Here is a 13,812-nt window from a genome sequence, read left to right as displayed (position 1 = left end):
TTGACACCCACCTGGCAGAACCCGCTGCGCGACGAGCGGGACAAACGACTACCCACCATCGCCGGACCGTGCGGCCTGGTGATCTTCGGCGTCACCGGCGACCTGTCGCGCAAGAAGCTGATGCCGGCCATCTACGACCTGGCCAACCGGGGCCTGCTGCCGCCCGGCTTCTCGCTGGTCGGCTTCGCCCGCCGCGACTGGGCGGACGAGGACTTCAGCCAGGTGGTGCACGACGCGGTCAAGGCGCACGCCCGCACCCCGTTCCGCGAGCAGGTGTGGGACCGCCTCGCCGAGGGCTGCCGGTTCGTGCAGGGCACCTTCGACGACGACAACGCCTTCGACAACCTGGCCAAGACGATCGAGGACCTCGACCACATCCGGGGTACGGCCGGCAACCACGCCTTCTACCTGTCGATCCCGCCGGCGGCGTTCCCGGTGGTGATCAAGCAGCTGGCGCGGACCGGGCTCGCCGCGCCGGCCCCCGACCAGTGGCGCCGGGTGGTCATCGAGAAGCCGTTCGGCCACGACCTGGCCAGCGCCAAGGAACTCAACGACATCGTCAACGACGTCTTCCCCGAGGAGTCGGTGTTCCGCATCGACCACTACCTCGGCAAGGAGACCGTGCAGAACATCCTGGCGCTGCGCTTCTCCAACCAGCTGTTCGAGCCGATCTGGAACAGCCACTACGTCGACCACGTGCAGATCACCATGGCCGAGGACATCGGTCTCGGTGGCCGCGCCGGGTACTACGACGGCATCGGCGCCGCCCGCGACGTGATCCAGAACCACCTGCTGCAACTGCTCGCGCTGGTGGCCATGGAGGAGCCGATCTCGTTCAACCCCAAGGCGGTGCGCGCGGAGAAGGCCAAGATCCTCGCCGCCACCAAGCCGGTCGAGCCGTTCGTCGAGACCACGGCGCGCGGCCAGTACACCGGCGGCTGGCAGGGCGGCCAGAAGGTCCCCGGTCTGCTGGAGGAGGAGGGTTTCGCGAAGGACTCGATCACCGAGACCTTCGCCGCGATCACCCTGGCCGTGGAGACCCGCCGCTGGGCCGGGGTGCCGTTCTACCTGCGGACCGGCAAGCGGCTGGGCCGGCGGGTCACCGAGATCGCGGTGGTGTTCAAGCGCGCCCCGCACCTGCCCTTCGACGACACCTCCACCGAGGAGCTGGGCCAGAACGCCCTGGTGTTCCGGGTGCAGCCGGACGAGGGCGTGACCATGCGGTTCGGCTCGAAGGTCCCCGGCTCCACCATGGAGGTCCGGGACGTGTCGATGGACTTCAGCTACGGGCACTCGTTCACCGAGTCCTCGCCGGAGGCCTACGAGCGGCTGATCCTGGACATGCTGCTCGGTGAGCCGTCACTGTTCCCGATGAACGACGAGGTCGAGCGGTCGTGGGAGATCCTCGACCCGATTCTCGACGCGTGGCGGGCGTCGGGTCGCCCCGAGCCGTACCAGGCGGGGACCTGGGGGCCGGACTCGGCGACCGAGATGCTCGCCCGTACCGGCCGGCACTGGAGGCGCCCGTGATCATCGACCTGCCGTCCACCACGACCTCACAGGTGAACAGCAAGCTCGTGCACCTGCGCGAACAGGGTGGCGCCTACACGATCGGCCGGGTGCTGACGCTGGTCGTCGTCGCCGACGACAGCGAGCGGACCGAGGAGGTCATCGACGCGGCCAACCACGCCAGCCGGGAACACCCGTGCCGGGTCATCGTGGTCGCCCGGGGCGCGCGCAAGGCCGCCGCCCGACTGGACGCCCAGATCCGGGTCGGCGGTGACGCCGGGGCCAGCGAGGTGATCGTGCTGCGGCTCTACGGCCCGCTGGCCAGCGAGGGCGCGTCGTGCGTGGTGCCGCTGCTGCTGCCGGACGCGCCGGTGGTGGCGTGGTGGCCGTTCGAGGCACCGACGGTGCCCTCGCGCGACCCGATCGGCATGCTGGCGACCCGCCGGATCACCGACGCGGCGGCCGAGCGGAACCCCACGCGGGCGCTGGAGGCCCGCGCGAAGTCCTACGCCGACGGCGACACCGACCTGGCGTGGACCAGGCTGACGTTGTGGCGGGCGGTGCTGGCCTCGGCGCTGGACCTGCCGCCGCACGAGCGGGTGCAGGGCGCGACGGTGACCGGTGAGGCCGACTCGCCGTCGGCCGATCTGCTGGCCGCGTGGCTCGCGGCGCGGCTGCGGCTGCCGGTGCGGCGGGCCAAGGCGACGTCCGGGCCGGGCATCGTGCGGGTGGAGCTGGACCGGCGCTCGGGTCCGGTCGTGCTGAGCCGGCCGGACGGCGCGGTCGGCGAGCTGAGCCAGCCGGGTCAGCCGCCGAGGCGGGTGGCGTTGCAGCGCCGGCAGGTGCGTGACTGCCTCGCCGAGGAGCTGCGCCGGCTCGACGCGGACGAGATCTACGCCTCCGCGCTGCGGTCGCTGGGCAAGATCGACCGCCGGTCCCGCACGACGACCCCGGCGGCGAAGAAGCCGGTGAAGGCCAAGGCGGGCTCGTGAGCCGACCCGAGGCGATCATCCACCGCGACGGGGAGCTGCTGGCCGCGGCCACGGCGGCCCGGCTGGTGACCGCGATCGTCGACACCCAGGCCGCGCGGGGCGCGGCGTCGGTGGTGCTGACCGGTGGGCGCACCGGCACCGCCGTGCTGGAGCAGCTGCGCGCCGCCCCGGCGCGCGACGCGGTCGACTGGTCGCGGGTCGACTTCTACTGGGGAGACGAGCGTTTCCTGCCCTCCGGGCACCCGGACCGCAACGAGACCCAGGCCAGGGTGGCGCTGCTGGACCACGTCGCGGTGGACCCGGACCGGGTGTATGCGATGGCCGCGCCGGACGGTGAGTTCGGCGACGACCCGGAGGCGGCGGCCGCGGCCTACGCCGAGCTGCTGGCGGCGCGGGCGACGGACGACACGTACCCGGCGCCCGTGTTCGACGTGTGCCTGCTGGGGGTCGGCGAGGAGGGCCACACGGCGTCGGTCTTCCCCGACTCCCCCGCCGTGCACGAGACCGGCCGGTCGGTGGTGGCCGTACGCGACTGCCCCAAGCCGCCGCCGATCCGGGTGAGCCTGACGCTGCCGGCGATCCGGAATTCGGCGCAGGTGTGGCTGATGACGACCGGGGAGGCCAAGGCGGAGGCCGTGGCGGCGGCGTTGGGCGGGGCGAGTGAGGTGGCGTTGCCGGCGGCCGGGGCGCGTGGCCGGCGGCGCACGCTGTGGCTGCTGGATCGCACCGCCGGGTCCGGCGTTCCCGCTCACTCGGCGTGACCAGCGCCGGGTGACCGGCAACTGGTGATTTGCTCCAGCACAGTTATCTGTAATGATTCGTCCCCTCCGGACGATACTCCTGTCTTTACTTGACACGGGGCAATTTCCGGAGGGAGGCCGAGCCATGTCGCCACGGCAACAGGAGCAACCGGCCGAGCAAGGCCGTACCGTGACCCTCGGAGCCGAGTTGCCACGCCAGCGAGCGGGTTCGCCGGACTTCGCCACACCGGCCGGAGACCCGTCAGCCGATCGTGCACCGATCGAGCAAGGAGGGTCTGCCCTGGTTGCCCAGCCGATCACCACGCCCCTGGGCTCGGACGAGTTCCGGCTCATCCCCCGGTCCCGCCTGGTGACGCGCGCGTTGCCGCGCAAGCTGACCGCCCTGCGCGCCAGCCAGCGCGCGAAGAACATCGCCTCGGACGTGTTCGCCGTGGTGCTGGCCATCCTCGACGTGTGGCTGGTGATCCCCGAGGAAGCCCCCGGTTACTCACTGTGGTTGTCCGGGGCGGCGGTCGCGGCGATGGTGCTGCGCCGGCACGTGCCGTTCGTGGCCGTGCTGGTCACCGTCCCCGGGTTCCTGACCGGCTGGTCGCAGCTGGCCGCGATGGTCGCGCTGGGGACGCTGGCCAAACGCCGGGGCTGGAACTGGCAGCTGGTCGTGGGATCGGTGCTGGTGTTCCTGTGCTACTTCATCCGCTGGCCGCTGACCGAGTTCTTCGCGCTGACCTGGCGTGAGCACGTGCTGCACGTGATCTGGGGGGTGATCGTGGCCGGGATGCCGGTGGCGATCGGCCTGTTGTTCACCGTCCGCCAGGAGCTGTCCCAGCGCATCCGGGAGCTGGCGTCGAGCCGCGAGCGGGAGAAGGCGCTCTACGCGGAGACCGTGCGCGCCGCCGAACGCGCCAAGCTCGCCAGGGAGATGCACGACGTGGTCTCCCACCAGGTCACGCTGATCGCCATGCAGGCCGGCGCGTTGCAGGTGGCGGCCCCGGACGAGAGCTCCCGGACGTCCGCGACGACCATCCGCGAGCTGTCGACCAGGACGCTGGAGGAACTGCGCAGCCTGGTGGGTGTGTTGCGGTCGGGCGACGCGGCCGACGCCGGCCAGCCGGGCCTGGACGAGCTGGGCGACCTGATCCGCAACTTCCGCAGCGAGTCGGTCCCGGTGGCGCTGGACATGGCCGCCGAGCTGTCGCGGCTGCCCCGGTCGGTGTCACACGCGGTGTACCGGACGGTGCAGGAGGCGCTGACCAACGTGCGCAAGCACGCGTCCGGCGCGCGGGCCTCGGTGCGGGTCACCGCGCAGCGCGACACGCTGCTCGTGGAGGTGCGCAACGAGCGGTCGGGCAACCGTGCGCCGTCGCTGCCCTCGGGTGGGCACGGGCTGATCGGCCTGCGGGAGCGGGCTGGGCTGCTCGGCGGCACGTTCTCCGCCGGACCGACGTCCGAGGGCGGTTTCCGCGTCTCGGCGACCTACCCGCTGGCCGGGTGACACCCCTGAAACGCGGCAGGCCGCCCGTGCACACGCACCACGGGCGGCCTGCCGATCCAGAAGTTTCTCAGCCCTCGCGCTGCTTGCGGAGCTTGGCGAGCGCCTCGGCGAGAATGGCCTCGCCGTCGGCGTCCGAACGCCGCTCCTTCACGTACGCCAGGTGCGTCTTGTAGGGCTCGTTGCGGGGAGCCTTCGGCGGCTCCTGCTCGTCACGGCCGCCAGGAAGACCGCAGCGCGGGCAGTCCCACGACTCCGGCTCCTCGGCGTCCAGCGCGAACGACGGACGCGACTCGTGCCCGTTGGCACACCAGTAGGAAACCCTCCGGCGCGGCGCGGATTCCCCCCGCTCCGACTCGCCCATTGGTCCAGCGCCGACCCGAGTACCTCGAATCGCACTACCACCGGCCATCTGACTCTCACACCCCAATGCGGAGAACAGGTGCGGGACTCCCGCACCAACACAACGACTAGCGGCTCAGGCGACCTTGATGAGCAGGCCCAGGCCTATCACGCAGATCAGCCAGACGGCGCCGATGAGCAGCGTGAAGCGGTCCAGGTTCTTCTCCGCCACGCTCGATCCGGACAGGCTCGACTGCATGCCGCCGCCGAACAGCGACGACAGACCGCCGCCCCGGCCGCGATGCAGCAACACCAGCAGGATCAGCAGCAGGCTGGTGACAATCAGACCAATCTGCAGACCAAGAACCATGTCATCCTCGCTGTCGACCCGGTGCCCGCGCGGCACGCGGGGAATACACAGGTTACCTGGTGGTCGCGGAGCGTTTCACCCACCCCCACACCACCGGGTGGAAATTGTTGTCCAGTTGAACTATCGGGTGAACGCACCGCTAGGGAAGCGGACCGCCCGCGGCCATCGCGCAGAGTTTGGTGAACTCCTCCGCGTCCAGGCTCGCCCCGCCGACCAACGCCCCGTCGATGTCGTCCTGCTTGACCAGGTCACCGATGTTGCCCGACTTGACCGACCCGCCGTAGAGGATCCGCATGTCGCCCGCGATCTCGGCGCCGTACTTCTCGGCCAGCCGCGCCCGCAGCGCCCCGCAGACCTCCTGGGCGTCGGCCGGCGTCGCCACCCGGCCGGTGCCGATGGCCCACACCGGCTCGTAGGCCAGCACGACCTTGGTCAGCTGGTCGGTCTTGCAGCCCTTGAGGCCGGCGATCAGCTGGTCGGTGGTGTGCGCGACGTGCTCGCCGGCCTCCCGCACCGCCAGCGGCTCGCCCACGCACAGGATCGGCGCGATGTCGTGCTTGAGCGCGGCCTTGACCTTGGCGTTGACCTGCTCGTCGGTCTCGCCGTGGTACTCGCGGCGCTCGCTGTGCCCGACGGTGACGTAGGAACAGCCGAGCTTGGCCAGCATCGGCCCGGAGATGTCACCGGTGTAGGCACCCGAGTCGTACCGGGACACGTCCTGGGCGCCGTAACGCAGCTTGAGCTTGTCGCCGTCCACCAGCGTCTGCACGCTACGGATGTCGGTGAACGGCGGCAGGACCGCGACCTCCACCTTCGCGAAGTACTTCTCCGGCAGGGAGAACGCGATCTTCTGCACCAGGGCGATGGCCTCGAGGTGGTTGAGGTTCATCTTCCAGTTGCCGGCGATCAACACGCCACGACTCATGAGCGCTCCAGTACCTCGATGCCGGGAAGGGTCTTGCCCTCCAGGAACTCCAGCGACGCGCCGCCGCCGGTGGAGATGTGCGAGAAGCCGTCCTCCGGCAGGCCCAGCGCGCGGACCGCGGCCGCCGAGTCGCCGCCGCCGACCACGCTGTAGGCCGGCGAGTCGACGATGGCCTGGGCGACCGCCCGGGTGCCCTCGGCGAACGGCGCCAGCTCGAACACGCCCATCGGGCCGTTCCAGAACACGGTGCCGGCCGAGGCGAGCACCTCGCCGTAGCGCTTGGCGGTGGCCGGACCGATGTCCAGGCCCTTCCAGCCCTCGCTGATCTCCGTCGCGGCCACGGTCGCGACCGTCGCGTCGGCGGCGAAGGCGTCGGCCTCGACGATGTCCACCGGCAGTTGGATCTTGTCGCCGGCGTCGGCCAGCAACCGCCGGCAGGTGTCGACCATGTCGGCCTCCAGCAGCGAGTCACCGATGCCGTGGCCCTGGGCGGCGAGGAAGGTGAAGCACATCCCGCCGCCGACGAGCAGCCGGTCGACACCGGGCAGCAGGGACTCGATCACCGCGAGCTTGTCGGAGACCTTCGAGCCGCCGAGCACCACCACGTACGGGCGGTCGGGCGTGCCGGTCAGCCGGCGCAGCACCTCCAGCTCGGCGAGCACCAGCCCGCCGGCGTAGGCCGGCAGCAGGGTGGCCACGTCGTAGACCGAGGCCTGCTTGCGGTGCACCACGCCGAAACCGTCGGACACGAACGCCGCGCCGTCGCCGACGAGCGCCGCCAGCTCACCGGCGAACTCCGCGCGCTCGCCGTCGACCTTGGACGTCTCACGCGGGTCGAACCGGATGTTCTCCAGCAGCGCGACGCCGCCGTCGACCAGCCCGTCCACAGTGGACCTGGCGGACGCGCCGACCACGTCGGCGGCCAGCGCCACCGGCGCGCCGAGCAGCTCACCGAGCCGCGCGGCGACCGGCGCCAGGGAGAACTTCGGGTCCGGGGCGCCCTTGGGCCGCCCGAGATGTGCGGTGACCACGACCCGCGCGCCGGCCCCGGTGAGCCGGCGCAGCGTGGGCAGCGAGGCCCGCACGCGGCCGTCGTCGGTGATCGTCTCGCCGTCGAGTGGCACGTTCAGGTCGGCGCGCAACAGCACGCGCCGACCCGACACACCCTCGGCGAGCAGGTCGTCGAGAGTCTTCACGTACCGGTCCCTACAGCTTGGAGGCGACGAGCGCGGTCAGGTCGGCGAGGCGGTTGGAGTAGCCCCACTCGTTGTCGTACCAGCCGATGACCTTGACCTGGTTGCCGATGACCTTGGTCAGCGGCGCGTCGTAGATGCAGGACGCCGGGTCGGTGACGATGTCCGCCGAGACGATCGGGTCCTCGTTGTAGCGCAGGATGCCCTTCAGAGCACCGTCGGCCGCCTTGCGGTACGCGGCGTTGACCTCGTCGACGCTGGTCTCGCGGCCAACGGTGACCGTCAGGTCGGTCGCCGAGCCGGTGGGCACCGGCACCCGCAGCGCGAACCCGTCCAGCTTGCCGTTCAGCTCCGGCAGCACCAGGCCGATGGCCTTGGCGGCGCCGGTGGAGGTCGGCACGATGTTCAGCGCGGCGGCGCGGGCGCGGCGCAGGTCGCTGTGCGGGCCGTCCTGCAGGTTCTGGTCCTGGGTGTAGGCGTGGATCGTGGTCATCAGGCCCTTCTCGACGGTGAACTCGTCGTGCAGGACCTTCGCCAGCGGCGCCAGGCAGTTGGTGGTGCAGGAGGCGTTGGAGATGACGGTCTGCGAGCCGTCGTAGGCGGCGTCGTTCGCGCCGAGGACCACGGTCAGGTCCTCACCCTTGGCCGGGGCGGAGATGATCACCTTCTTGGCGCCACCCTCGTCGACGTGGCGACGGGCGTCGGCGGCCTTGGTGAAGAAGCCGGTGGACTCGACGACCACGTCGACCCCGAGGTCCTTCCAGGGCAGCTTGCCGGGGTCGCGCTCGGCCAGGGCCTTGATCGTCTTCCCGTCGACCTCGATGCCGTCGTCGTTGACCCGGACGTCGTACGGGAGCCGGCCGAGGATGCTGTCGTACTTGAGAAGGTGGGCCATGGTCGCGACGTCGCCGAGGTCGTTGAAGGCCACGATCTCGATGTCGTGGTCGCTGGCCGCAACCGCGCGCCAGAAGTTACGGCCGATGCGGCCGAAGCCGTTGACGCCAACTCGAACCGTCACGGTGCGTCTCCTCGTGCTCGTTGATTGCCGTTGGTCACCCTATCTCCCAGGACTCGCCTGGTAGCGGCTCGTGGGAGCCATCTGACTGTATCGAATCAGTTGCCGGCCCCGACAGCCGGTCCCCCACCGGAATGGCGAGGAATTTCGACACGGGGGTATCTGGGAGGCCCGCACCCGCTCTTTCCCTGTAGGGGGCGCTGGATGGTGGCGGGACGGGGGACGGCTCGCCACCCGGGGGTGCGGCACCCGAGAAGGTGAGCCCGCCTGACTGCGTGGGGGTCAGTCAGGCGGGCCCAACCGCGTCTCGGCCGTGAACCGAACCTCAGACCTCGGCCTCGAGCATCTCCGGGGTGACCGCCGACTCGGTGTCGGGCATCCCCAGCTCCTTGGCCCGCTTGTCGGCCATCGCCAGCAGCCGCCGGATCCGGCCGGCGACCGCGTCCTTGGTCATCGGCGGGTCGGACAGCTGACCCAGCTCCTCCAGCGACGCCTGCCGGTTCGACAACCGCAGCTTGCCGGCCGCGCTGAGGTGGTCCGGGGCGGTGTCGCCCAGGATCTCCATCGCCCGCTGCACCCGCGCGGCGGCGGCCACCGCCGCGCGGGCCGAACGCCGCAGGTTCGCGTCGTCGAAGTTCGCCAGCCGGTTGGCCGTCGCCCGGACCTCGCGGCGCATCCGCCGCTCCTCCCAGGCCAGCACCGAGGTGTGCGCGCCGAGCCTGGTCAGCATCGCGCCGATCGCGTCGCCGTCGCGGACCACGACCCGGTCCGCCCCCCGGACCTCGCGCGACTTCGCCTGGATGCCCATCCGGCGCGCGGCCCCGACCAGGGCCAGCGCCGCCTCCGGGCCGGGACAGGTGATCTCCAGGGCCGACGAGCGGCCCGGCTCGGTCAACGAGCCGTGCGCGAGGAACGCGCCCCGCCACGCCGCTTCCGCGTCACACACCCCGCCGGACACCACCGGCGCCGGCAACCCGCGCACCGGCCGGCCGCGCGGGTCGAGCAGACCCGTCTGCCTGGCGAGCCCGTCGCCGTCCTTGACCACCCGCACCACGTACCGCGTGCCCTTGCGCAGGCCGCTGGAGGCCAGCACGTGCACGTCGGCGTAGTGGCCGAACAGGTCGTGAATCTCCTTGCGCAGCCGCCGCGCCGCCGCGCCGGTGTCCAACTCGGCCTCGACGACCACCCGGCCGGCCACGATGTGCAGCCCGCCGGCGAAACGCAACAGCGACGACACCTCCGCACGCCGGCAGCAGGTCTTCGACACCGCAAGTCTGCTCAGCTCGTCCTTGACCGCTGCGGTCATCGCCACGAGGCCCCTCCTCTACCCACGACACGCCGAATCCGAACGCGAACGCCGACGGCCCCCTCCCACAGGAACCGCCAACATCCCACCACCCTCAGGCCCGCACCGCGGCCAGGGCGTCCCGAAGGCTCTCCGCGAGCGCCTTCGGGTCATGCCGTTCACGAGCGTCGGCGGACGCCACCCCGTCCAACCGCATGCTCGCTCCCAGCCCTTCCGCCGCCCGTCGCAGCCTGTCCGGCGTGGACACCGAGTCGACGTCGGCGATCACCGCGTCGACCCGAAGGCGGGGTGCGTGCTCGCAGAGTACGTCCAGGTGCCGCTCCGGGGAGAAACCGGCGGTCTCCCCCGGTTGAGGGACCAGGTTCAGTACCACTATCCGGGACGCGGTAGTCGTGATGAGGGCCTCGTGCAACTCCGGGACCAGCAGGTGCGGCAGCACGCTGGTGAACCACGAGCCGGGGCCGAGCAGCACCACGTCCGCGTCAAGCACGGCGCGCACCGCCGCCGGGCACGCGGTCGGCGCCGCGCCGGGCTTTCCGGTGGTGTGCAGTCGGATCCGCTGCACCTTGCCGGGGGTCGTGGCGACCGCGACCTGGCCACGGATGTGCCGCACGGCGGCGGTGTCCTCGTCCAGCCCGACCACGTCGGCCTCGATGTCCAGCGGCTCGGTGCACATCGGCAGGACCCGCCCGCGCAGACCGAGCAGCCGCGCGGCCTCGTCCAGGGCGGTCACCGGATCAGGTAGTACTTCCAGCAGTCCGGCGAGCAGCAGGTTGCCCACGGCGTGTCCGGCCAGCGCCCCGGTTCCCCCGAACCGGTGCTGGAAGACGGTCCGCCAGAGCTCGTTGTCCTCGCCCGCGAGCGCCGCGAGCGCCTTGCGCAGGTCGCCCGGCGGCAGTAGCCCGAGCTCGCGGCGCAGCCGGCCCGACGACCCGCCGTCGTCGGCGACGGTCACCACGGCGGTCACGTCCGGGGTGAGCCGGCGCAGGGCGCTGAGTGTGGCGTGCAGGCCCGCGCCTCCCCCGAGCGCGACCGCCCTCACTCGCGCCCCAGGTCGCGGTGCACGACCTTGACGGCCATCCGGTCCTCGTCGGCGAGCCGGCGGGCCAGTTCCTCGGAGATGCAGACGCTGCGGTGCTTGCCGCCGGTGCAGCCGATGGCCAGCGTCAGGTACCGCTTGCCCTCGCGGCGGTAGCCGGCGCCGATGAGCCGCAGCAGTTCGTGGTAGCGGTCGAGGAACTCCTCGGCGCCCTCCTGGGTGAGCACGTAGTTGCGCACGTCGGAGTCCTTGCCGGTGAGGTCCTTGAGCTCCGGGATCCAGAACGGGTTGGGCAGGAACCGGCAGTCCATGACCAGGTCGGCGTCCATCGGCAGGCCGTACTTGTAGCCGAAGGACAGCACGGTGACCCTGGTCTGGGTGCTGTTCTCGGTGCCGTAGGTGTCCTCGATCTTGGCGCGCAGCTGGTGCACGGACAGCGTGCTGGTGTCGAGCACCAGGTCGGCGGTCTCGCGCAGCGGGCCGAGCAGGTCGCGCTCGGCCTTGATGCCGTCGATCAGCCGGCCGTCGCCCTGCAGCGGGTGGCCCCGGCGGACCTGCTCGAACCGGCGGACCAGCACCTCGTCGGTGGCCTCCAGGAACAGCACCCGCGGCTTGTACTCGCTGGCGTCGAGGTCCTTGATGATCGAGGCCAGGTCGTCGGTGAACGCGCGCGAACGCACGTCCATCACGACGGCGACCTTGGTGACCGCGCCCTGGGCCTTGGCGCCCAGCTCGACCATGGTGTTGATCAGCTCGGGCGGCAGGTTGTCCACCACGAACCAGCCGAGGTCCTCCAGGCACTTGGCCGCGGTGCTCCGGCCGGCGCCCGACAGCCCGGTGACCACCGCGACTTCGACTCCCGGCGAATCCTTCTCCGTCATAGTCCCCTCCCCTTGTCCGGCGTGTTGTCCGGCGTGTCCCGCTCCAGTGCGCTGTGTACCAGCGCCGCGGTGTGCGTGCCGATACCGGGTACGCCGCTGATGTCGTTCACGCTCGCCTCGCGCAGCCGCTTGAGCGAGCCGAAGTGTTTGAGGAGCGCCGCCTTGCGGCTCTGCCCGAGGCCTGGGATGCCGTCGAGCGCCGAGGTGGTCATCCGCTTCGAGCGTTTCCCGCGATGGTAGGTGATGGCGAACCGGTGGGCCTCGTCCCGGACGCGTTGCAGCAGGTAGAGGCCCTCGCTGGTGCGGGAGAGGATGGTCGGCTCGGGGTCGGCCGGCAACCACACCTCCTCCAGGCGCTTGGCCAGGCCGATCACCGCGACGTCGGAGATGCCCAGTTCGGCCAGCACGTCGGCGGCGGCGTTGGCCTGCGGGCCGGCGCCGTCGACGACGAGCAGGTTGGGCGGGTAGGCGAACTTCTTCGGCCGCCCGGTCTCCGGGTCGATGCCGCCCCGGATCTCCTGGTCGGCGGGTTCGGCCCCGGCCCCGGCCCCGGTGCCGTTGCCGTTGGTCTCGGACAGGTAGCGGGTGAAGCGGCGGCGGACGACCTCGGCGATGGCGGCGACGTCGCCCTCGGTCGCGGCCTCCCGGATGGCGAAGCGGCGGTACTCGGACTTGCGCGCCAGCCCGTCCTCGAAGACGACCAGCGAGGCGACGACGTCCGAGCCCTGGATGTGGCTGATGTCGACGCACTCGATGCGCAGCGGCGCGGTCTCCAGGCCGAGCGCGTCCTGGAGTTCCTGAAGAGCCGCCGAGCGCGCGGTCAGGTCGCCGGCGCGGCGGAGCTTGTGCTGGGCGAAGGCCTCCTTCGCGTTGCGCGCCACGGTGTCCATGAGGGCGCGCTTGTCGCCCCGGTGCGGGACCCGCAACTGCACCCGGGAGCCGCGCAGGCCCGAGAGCCAGTCGGAGATCGCGGGCGCGTCGTCGGGCAGCGCCGGGACGAGGACCTCGCGCGGGACCGGGCTCGCGGTGCCCTCCTCGGCGAGGTCGGCCTGGTCGCCGTAGAACTGGCTGACGAACTGGTGGACCAGCCCGGCCTCGTCGATCTCGTCGATCTTGTCGATGACCCAGCCGCGCTGGCCACGCACCCGGCCGCCGCGCACGTGGAAGACCTGGACGGCCGCCTCGAGATCGTCGTGGGCGAAGGCGACGACGTCCGCGTCGGTCCCGTCACCGAACACGACCGCCTGCTTCTCCATGGCGCGGCGCAGCGCCGCGAGGTCGTCGCGCAGCCGGGCGGCGCGCTCGAACTCCAGGTCGGCGGAGGCGGCGTTCATCTCCTTCTCGATGCGCCGCATCATCCGGTCGGTCTGGCCGGCGAGGAAGTCACAGAAGTCGTCGACGATGTCGCGGTGTTCCTCGGCGCTGACCCGCCCGACGCACGGGGCGGAGCACTTGCCGATGTAGCCGAGCAGGCAGGGCCGGCCGATCTGGCCGTGGCGTCTGAACACGCCCTTGGAGCAGGTGCGGGCCGGGAACACGCGCAGCAGCAGGTCGAGGGTCTCCCGGATGGCCCAGGCGTGGGCGTAGGGCCCGAAGTAGCGCACGCCCCGGCGGCGCGGGCCGCGGTAGACGTGCAGCCTCGGATACTCCTCGTTGAGCGTGACCGCCAGGACCGGGTAGGACTTGTCGTCCCGGTAGCGGACGTTGAACCGAGGGTCGAACTCCTTGATCCAGTTGTACTCCAGCTGCAGCGCCTCGACCTCGGTGGCGACGACGGTCCACTCGACCGAGCCGGCGGTGGTGACCATCTGCCGGGTACGCGGGTGCAACAGGGAGAGGTCGGCGAAGTAGGAGTTGAGCCGGCCGCGCAGGCTCTTGGCCTTGCCGACGTAGATCACCGCGCCCCGGGGGTCGCGGAACTTGTACACCCCGGGAGCGTCCGGGATCGTGCCCGGCGACGGCCGATATGTCGACGGATCTGCCACCCGTT

The 13,812-nt window shown here is 71.4% G+C and carries 13 protein-coding genes; 4 read left to right on the top strand and 9 right to left on the bottom strand.

The features are described from left to right. The 4 genes from zwf to BLA60_RS00705 all read left to right on the top strand — a co-directional run bounded on the left by zwf (position 1) and on the right by BLA60_RS00705 (position 4,754). A complete protein-coding gene (gene zwf / locus BLA60_RS00720; protein WP_075130708.1) occupies positions 1–1,530 on the top strand; it encodes a glucose-6-phosphate dehydrogenase in 1,530 nt (509 codons plus the stop codon). After that, on the top strand, positions 1,527–2,501 hold the full coding sequence (gene opcA / locus BLA60_RS00715; RefSeq protein ID WP_075130707.1) for a glucose-6-phosphate dehydrogenase assembly protein OpcA: 975 nt from the start codon (positions 1,527–1,529) through the stop codon (positions 2,499–2,501). Before zwf ends, opcA begins: the two co-directional genes overlap by 4 nt. Next, positions 2,498–3,262, top strand: coding sequence for a 6-phosphogluconolactonase (gene pgl / locus BLA60_RS00710; protein WP_075130706.1), 765 nt, complete (start codon positions 2,498–2,500; stop codon positions 3,260–3,262). The genes opcA and pgl overlap by 4 nt, the downstream gene beginning before the upstream one ends. A 373-nt stretch (positions 3,263–3,635) precedes the next feature. Further along, positions 3,636–4,754, top strand: a complete 1,119-nt coding sequence (locus tag BLA60_RS00705; RefSeq protein WP_075131412.1) for an ATP-binding protein — start codon at positions 3,636–3,638, stop codon at positions 4,752–4,754. 67 nt (positions 4,755–4,821) lie between these two features. On the opposite strand, the gene BLA60_RS00700 is transcribed toward BLA60_RS00705, so the two are convergent. The 9 genes from BLA60_RS00700 to uvrC all read right to left on the bottom strand — a co-directional run bounded on the left by BLA60_RS00700 (position 4,822) and on the right by uvrC (position 13,807). Continuing rightward, positions 4,822–5,163, bottom strand: a complete 342-nt coding sequence (locus tag BLA60_RS00700) for an RNA polymerase-binding protein RbpA (RefSeq protein ID WP_075123543.1) — start codon at positions 5,161–5,163, stop codon at positions 4,822–4,824. Positions 5,164–5,229: 66 nt separating this feature from the next. Then, complete coding sequence (gene secG, locus BLA60_RS00695; protein WP_075130705.1) at positions 5,230–5,463, bottom strand: preprotein translocase subunit SecG; 234 nt, start codon at positions 5,461–5,463, stop codon at positions 5,230–5,232. A gap of 139 nt (positions 5,464–5,602) precedes the next feature. Beyond that, positions 5,603–6,388, bottom strand: coding sequence for a triose-phosphate isomerase (tpiA, locus tag BLA60_RS00690; RefSeq protein ID WP_075130704.1), 786 nt, complete (start codon positions 6,386–6,388; stop codon positions 5,603–5,605). Further along, on the bottom strand, positions 6,385–7,584 hold the full coding sequence (locus BLA60_RS00685) for a phosphoglycerate kinase (protein WP_075130703.1): 1,200 nt from the start codon (positions 7,582–7,584) through the stop codon (positions 6,385–6,387). Before BLA60_RS00685 ends, tpiA begins: the two co-directional genes overlap by 4 nt. 10 nt (positions 7,585–7,594) lie before the next feature. Next, complete coding sequence (gap, locus tag BLA60_RS00680) at positions 7,595–8,599, bottom strand: type I glyceraldehyde-3-phosphate dehydrogenase (protein WP_075130702.1); 1,005 nt, start codon at positions 8,597–8,599, stop codon at positions 7,595–7,597. Between the two features lie 322 nt (positions 8,600–8,921). Next, entirely contained in the window at positions 8,922–9,908 is a 987-nt protein-coding gene (gene whiA / locus BLA60_RS00675; protein WP_075130701.1) for a DNA-binding protein WhiA, read from the bottom strand. Between the two features lie 88 nt (positions 9,909–9,996). Continuing rightward, on the bottom strand, positions 9,997–10,944 hold the full coding sequence (locus BLA60_RS00670) for a gluconeogenesis factor YvcK family protein (protein ID WP_075130700.1): 948 nt from the start codon (positions 10,942–10,944) through the stop codon (positions 9,997–9,999). Beyond that, complete coding sequence (rapZ, locus tag BLA60_RS00665) at positions 10,941–11,822, bottom strand: RNase adapter RapZ (RefSeq protein WP_075130699.1); 882 nt, start codon at positions 11,820–11,822, stop codon at positions 10,941–10,943. Before rapZ ends, BLA60_RS00670 begins: the two co-directional genes overlap by 4 nt. Beyond that, the gene (gene uvrC, locus BLA60_RS00660) at positions 11,819–13,807 is read right to left on the bottom strand and encodes an excinuclease ABC subunit UvrC (RefSeq protein ID WP_075130698.1); all 1,989 of its coding nucleotides are present in this window, start codon (positions 13,805–13,807) and stop codon (positions 11,819–11,821) included. Before uvrC ends, rapZ begins: the two co-directional genes overlap by 4 nt. Positions 13,808–13,812: the final 5 nt, after the last annotated feature.

It is taken from the genome of Actinophytocola xinjiangensis (genome assembly GCF_001921215.1).
Lineage (GTDB): Bacteria > Actinomycetota > Actinomycetes > Mycobacteriales > Pseudonocardiaceae > Actinophytocola > Actinophytocola xinjiangensis.
The sequence above is the reverse complement of the archived record's forward strand: the minus strand, read 5'-3'. Positions and strand labels throughout refer to the sequence as shown.

Bases quoted from the DNA above. Each gene is read 5' to 3' on its own strand.
- rapZ (WP_075130699.1), bottom strand. From the start codon at position 11,822: ATGACGGAGAAGGATTCGCCGGGAGTCGAAGTCGCGGTGGTCACCGGG.
- secG (WP_075130705.1), bottom strand. From the start codon at position 5,463: ATGGTTCTTGGTCTGCAGATTGGTCTGATTGTCACCAGCCTGCTGCTG.
- tpiA (WP_075130704.1), bottom strand. From the start codon at position 6,388: ATGAGTCGTGGCGTGTTGATCGCCGGCAACTGGAAGATGAACCTCAAC.
- BLA60_RS00700 (WP_075123543.1), bottom strand. From the start codon at position 5,163: ATGGCCGGTGGTAGTGCGATTCGAGGTACTCGGGTCGGCGCTGGACCA.